This window comes from Bradyrhizobium tropiciagri, from assembly GCF_018130545.1.
Classification (GTDB): Bacteria; Pseudomonadota; Alphaproteobacteria; order Rhizobiales; family Xanthobacteraceae; genus Bradyrhizobium; species Bradyrhizobium tropiciagri_A.
On sequence record NZ_JAFCKF010000005.1, the window covers coordinates 79,323 to 84,366 of the forward strand.

5 protein-coding genes are annotated in these 5,044 nt (G+C 58.3%); 4 read left to right on the forward strand and 1 reads right to left on the reverse strand.

The window, feature by feature from the left end; genetic code table 11:
- The first annotated feature begins 378 nt into the window (after positions 1-378).
- The 3 genes from JQ616_RS22220 (at position 379) to JQ616_RS22230 (ending at position 2,394) form a co-directional block, all read left to right on the forward strand.
- The gene (locus tag JQ616_RS22220) at positions 379-609 is read left to right on the forward strand and encodes a Blp family class II bacteriocin (protein WP_212018041.1); all 231 of its coding nucleotides are present in this window, start codon (positions 379-381) and stop codon (positions 607-609) included.
- Between the two features lie 965 nt (positions 610-1,574).
- Positions 1,575-2,054: a Crp/Fnr family transcriptional regulator gene (locus tag JQ616_RS22225; RefSeq protein ID WP_212018043.1), complete on the forward strand. Its 480-nt coding sequence runs from the start codon at positions 1,575-1,577 to the stop codon at positions 2,052-2,054.
- A gap of 55 nt (positions 2,055-2,109) precedes the next feature.
- Complete coding sequence (locus JQ616_RS22230; protein WP_349630045.1) at positions 2,110-2,394, forward strand: enoyl-CoA hydratase-related protein; 285 nt, start codon at positions 2,110-2,112, stop codon at positions 2,392-2,394.
- Between the two features lie 357 nt (positions 2,395-2,751).
- On the opposite strand, the gene JQ616_RS22235 is transcribed toward JQ616_RS22230, so the two are convergent.
- Entirely contained in the window at positions 2,752-2,949 is a 198-nt protein-coding gene (locus JQ616_RS22235; RefSeq protein WP_212018050.1) for a hypothetical protein, read from the reverse strand.
- Between the two features lie 453 nt (positions 2,950-3,402).
- Here JQ616_RS22235 and JQ616_RS22240 point away from each other — a divergent pair, with 453 nt between their 5' ends.
- The gene (locus tag JQ616_RS22240; RefSeq protein WP_212018052.1) at positions 3,403-3,804 is read left to right on the forward strand and encodes a hypothetical protein; all 402 of its coding nucleotides are present in this window, start codon (positions 3,403-3,405) and stop codon (positions 3,802-3,804) included.
- Positions 3,805-5,044: the final 1,240 nt, after the last annotated feature.

Consider the following 5,044-nt stretch of genomic DNA (forward strand, 5'->3'; position numbering starts at 1 on the left):
CGCCACGCGTTTGCCGACGCCGAATGCGGGATCTGCCGGCGGGTCCCTGGTCCCACATTGCGCACGCTCCTTCGTGTTCTCTGCCATGTCTTCGGGGCGGATCGTTCTTTCCTGAACTCCGCGCGGCCACAATAGCCCTGCCAATCAGATAGAGCGTGATTTGCATCACTGGATGCGATTGTGCGCGATGACGGGCCGGGGTTCGACGAATGGCGACGTTCGCCTCACCCTTGGAATCCGCGCGGCTCGGATCCGCCAGCTTGATCGCGGTATGTGCAGCTCAGTGATAATCCTCACTGAGACCTCCGGGCAGCTGAGACATGTTGCACTCTGGTTGCGGGGTGGTCCCGCACCATGAACACAGCAAGGAGGACTGAGATGACACGTAGCATCCACGACGATGCAGCGACTCGCGAACTTTCCATCGACGAACTCGACGCGGTGGCCGGCGGCAAATGGAGCTGGGGAGATTTCGCCAAGTCGCTGTTGGGCGGCGGGGTGACGGGCGGCATGGGTGGCGCGGCAGTTGGCGGCATCGGCGCCGTACCCGGTGCCATTGGCGGCGGTCTCCTCGGCGGGATCGGGTACTGCATAAGCCAGCTGTTTTGAGCATACTGTCCGACCAAAGCGAGACTCAGCGCGAGTCCGCATCATGGGTTTCGCTTTGGCGGCAAGCATGATCTCAAGCGGCACAAGCTCAACAGATGAGAGGAGAGTACCATGCAGAAAATTCGGGAGTTGACGACTGACGAACTCGATTCCGCCTGCGGTGGAAGCCGCAGTAATGGCGGAGCCAGCGGTTCGGCTGTTTCCGATTTCATAAATTGGCTTTTGAGCCAACTTCACATTCCCACCTCGCCGGGAGGACCCATTCGGAGCTAGCTCCGACCTGGCTCTAGCCTTGGGCTACCGAAAAAGGATCGAGGGATGCGAGGTCTCGGAAACGAGAACCTCGCATTACTTTTAGTGGCAGTGGGGCATGTCGATCTGCGACGTTATCGCTGTGCCTCAATCCAAAGGAACATCGGCGATCCCGTGAAAAGCGTGAGTTTGCATCGCCTGTATGATCTGCGTGATCAAGATCACAGCGCACTGCGCGTTGACGCGGCAAGCTGCACCCGGATGACACGATCATCCGTTCACCTTAGACAGATGGAGACTTTGATGAGTGCATACCAGAATGAGCATCAGACGGTCCGTCCGCTGTCGGACGAGGAATTTGAATCCGTGACCGGCGGCTGCTTCGGAATCCCGGTTTCCGACGGTCATGGTGGGGTCATTTATGTTTCTCCGACGATCGGGCGTGGTCCATGGCTCCCGACGAGCACCGGACCCACCTTTCCTGCGGGTGGTCCGTTCGGACCGTTTCCGGCGTGATCAACCGGCAGGTGCGCATCAGAGCCGGCACTCTGTACAATGCCGGCTCTGAAGTTGCGCATGAACCGGCGCAACGAAGCTCCTCGGTGTAATCACGCGGGCTAGACGAGGGGCGCCGGTTCATGTGAACGAGCGGACGCTGTACTCACTGGGGTCGCCGGGCTTGCTGCCGCCGCGAGTGACAGTATAGTAGCGCGATGGCTGTCAGCTCTCCCGAATTGAAAGCTTTCCTGCTCGCCACGCCTTTCTTCGGAGGGCTGTCAGATACAAGCCTCGATCTGTTGATTTCAATGCTCGTCGAGCGCGGCTTCGACGTCGGCGCCACGATCGTAGCGGAAGGAGAGCCGGGGCGCTCAATGTTTATCGTTCACTCCGGCGAGCTCGTCGTGAGCAGGCTTGGGCATTTGGGACGCCCAATTCGGATGGCAAGTCTTGGGCCTGGTGATTTTTTTGGCGAGATGACGCTCATCGAAATGCAAAATCGTTCGGCTTCCGTCGCGGCGCAAAGCGCAACTGTCCTGTACGAGCTAACGGCTCGAAACCTTTATATGTATTGCAAGGCAGACATCCACGCCTATGTCCTCGTGATGCAGAATATCAGCCGCGAACTTTGTCGGAGGCTTCGTCGCGCGGATGATCGGATTGCCGAGCTACTGGCGCATCAGGCAGAGCAATAGGTTACAGTCCTGAGAGCCGTTCAAAAAACTGACCCAAGAGTCCTGACATCGTTGCATTGATTCTGCCGCTGCCATCGCCAGCGGACTAACAATTGCGGTGGTGCCGCAAGCCGAATTGTGGAAGCGGGCGATGGATGCCGCAGTGGTACTGGCGAAGCGGCCGGCCGGCGCGTTCAGCGTCGCTAAGCGTTTGATGCACGACCAGGAGCGGATCATGGATCGGGCGGTGGAGGAAGAGCGGCTCTTCCACGAGTGGTTTGGGACGCCTGAAGCACGCGAGGCCTTCGAGGCCTTTGTCGAACGCAGGCCCCCGACTTTACGAAGCTGTCTTGACGACTAGAGGATTTGGTAGGTTCGCCGACCAGATTTGGTGGTGACGGATCTCGTACGAGTGGCGGTTCTTTGCGGACTATCGAACCCGACGTTTCGAGCGGGGCTGCTCCCCGGCAGCGAAACAAGGCGTCAAAATGGTGTCTTGCGACGTAGCGGACGCCTCTTGCCGAGGCCATGGTAGTGGAGAAGCCCGCGGGTTTTGGCCGGCGGGATTCTCTACTGCGTCGAGGCTGCCGGTTGGAGTTCACCGATCCGAGGCTGCTGGCGACGACAAAAATGCTAGGTCGTGCACGGAGACCTGCGAGTTCATTAGGCCGATTCTCGGCAGCGCACGCCAAGGCGCCGGCAAAGGCGGGTGCATCATTCAAACAGGCGGCTGGCCCGATGTCTTGTTGAAGCCGTCGAAGAAGGCGCCGTAAACCTGTCGATTTGTCAACCCATCGCAATTTACATATGACGGATACACACCGGTTCCAGCTGGTCCATTCGGGCAGAACTGGTAGCCGTCCTGCAGGCTGCCGCTCGCGAGATCGAGCTCGGCGTCATTCAACTCGTCGATCATATTCGTTCTCCCTTGCTGTGATGAACACCGCGTTCATCGAGTTGCGAGCATGGCAGCTGAGATCCTTTGTCACCGTGACTAAGGTCACCGTTCTTCGTTGCCGCAGGCTGGCTTAGAAGTGGCATCGGAAGGCGAGGTCTGGTGCACTCAAGGGCGCTTTGATTGGACCGATAGGGCAGGTCCTTCCTTTTGACGCCGTCAGTTTGCGCTTGGTCGTGTTAGCTACACATCGGCGAGGTCGCTTCTGATGCAAGTCTGGTGCGGCAGTGCTTCAGCCTCCGGTTACCGGACAACGATAAGTCAGCGGTCAAAACGTCTCGATAACCCCGCGCAGGCGAGAGCGGCGACTGGCCGTGAAATCTCCGTTCCTCGCCGATACAGCGCGCAACCCACATCGCTGTTTTCTGCAAAAACCTATCAGTGCCCTCACAACGTCGATCTGGACGCGGCGAGATGGCCCGACGAGATGCGTCTGTCCGATCTCGAGCCGCCGCTCGCCTGCTTGAGTTGTGGCAAGCAAGGCTCGATCATCGTTCGTTAGCCGTGCCGCTCAAATCGAGCGCCAGCCGCGTCGATTTTTACGTGTGTGACGTGCGTCACAGCACCCGTCGCTCGGAGCTCGTATCCATCGTGCACCAGGTGGCGATGCAGCCGCCGGCAACAGGAGGAAAGCAGATGGAGATGACGAGCATTCGTGAACTGTCAACCGACGAGCTGGGAGCAGTTTCGGGGGGGAAGCCGTCGAGCCCGGTCAGTGTTCCTGGAAATGCGTTCGACAAGCTGCTGGCGGCTATCGACAGAAATCTTGCGATGGTGAAGGACCTAAAGCCGGGCGGTTACCTTCCGCCCGCCTAAGCCAGTGACGCTGCATCCGTGAGTTCCGTGCCCAAATACGGCCTCGGTGCTTGCTGCCCTCGGAGAACGCCGTTGGGAGTCATACTCCCAGCGGCGCATTTCGCGCCATGACGTCGATCCGCGCTGAGACGCAAGGCCGCGGGTCGGCAACGGAGCTGAAATGCCCTTGAGGCTGATTGGAGCCTTGGCTCTTCATCGTCGAGATCAGCGACTGAAATCGCAGCAAATGCGAACGCCCTCGGAGCGCAGCATTCTCATCCAGATGCTTCCGCACTAGGTGCCCGAGTTCGTGCCGGATAATCCACTCAAGTGCCCGGAGAAAGATCACGCTTCCATTGCGATTGTCGTCAGTGGGCGGTTGGGCGGTTGGCGTCGGCGCTTATCCCCTTCACCCTCACTTGGTTTGCCTGACGCTTTCGCGAACTTGCGCGCGAACGAAAAGTGGACGTATCTGGTGCGGTCGTCGTTCTGCGGGCAACGAGAATCTAGTAAGACATTGATCTCATTGGTGGGCCTGGCAGGACTCGAACCTGCAACCAGACCGTTAAGAGCGGCTGGAAAGGGAAGGTGGCCGTCGATTTTCATAGAGTTCTTCTGGAGTTTGCCCGCTTTCGTTAGCCATATGAACGAGAACAACACGTCACGCAGCAACCCGTCCAGGTTTGCTCGCGGCAGCGGCCGGTCTCATGTCGTGCGCTCAATACGGTTGTTTTCCGCCAGCCGCGATCGATCAGGGACTTCGAGCAAATCAAACGAGCGATCAGTCACTTTCGACACGACAAAAGCTGTGGTCGCGGCAAGCGATTGCGCCTGCGTCTACTTCGATCCGGCGAGCTCGAATGTGATCTGCCTCTCGTTGCGGCAAACAAATTCGATCAGCGCGATTGCCACGCGACGGAGCTTGTCGACGCAAGGAGGGCGTGTCATAGTTTTATTGCTGGTGTCATCGTTTTGTTGCTGGACCCAGACTATGTTTCGTTACTTTTAGTAAATTTAAAGCCGGCCGCTCGTTGTTCGTAAGAGGGCGCTGCGATGAATCTTTTTATCAGCCTTTCGATTGTTGGGTTTTCATTCCCGCGTCGTTCACCCGCCAAATTGGATCGCCTCAGAATCAAAGGCGCATTCCTGGACTCGGTCACTCCCTGATCTGCCTCACCCCGGGCGCGAATTCGTCCGGGGGCTGTCGTTGCATGAATGATTTGTCTGCGCCGTCAGGTTCATTTCCAAATGGAGCATTCCA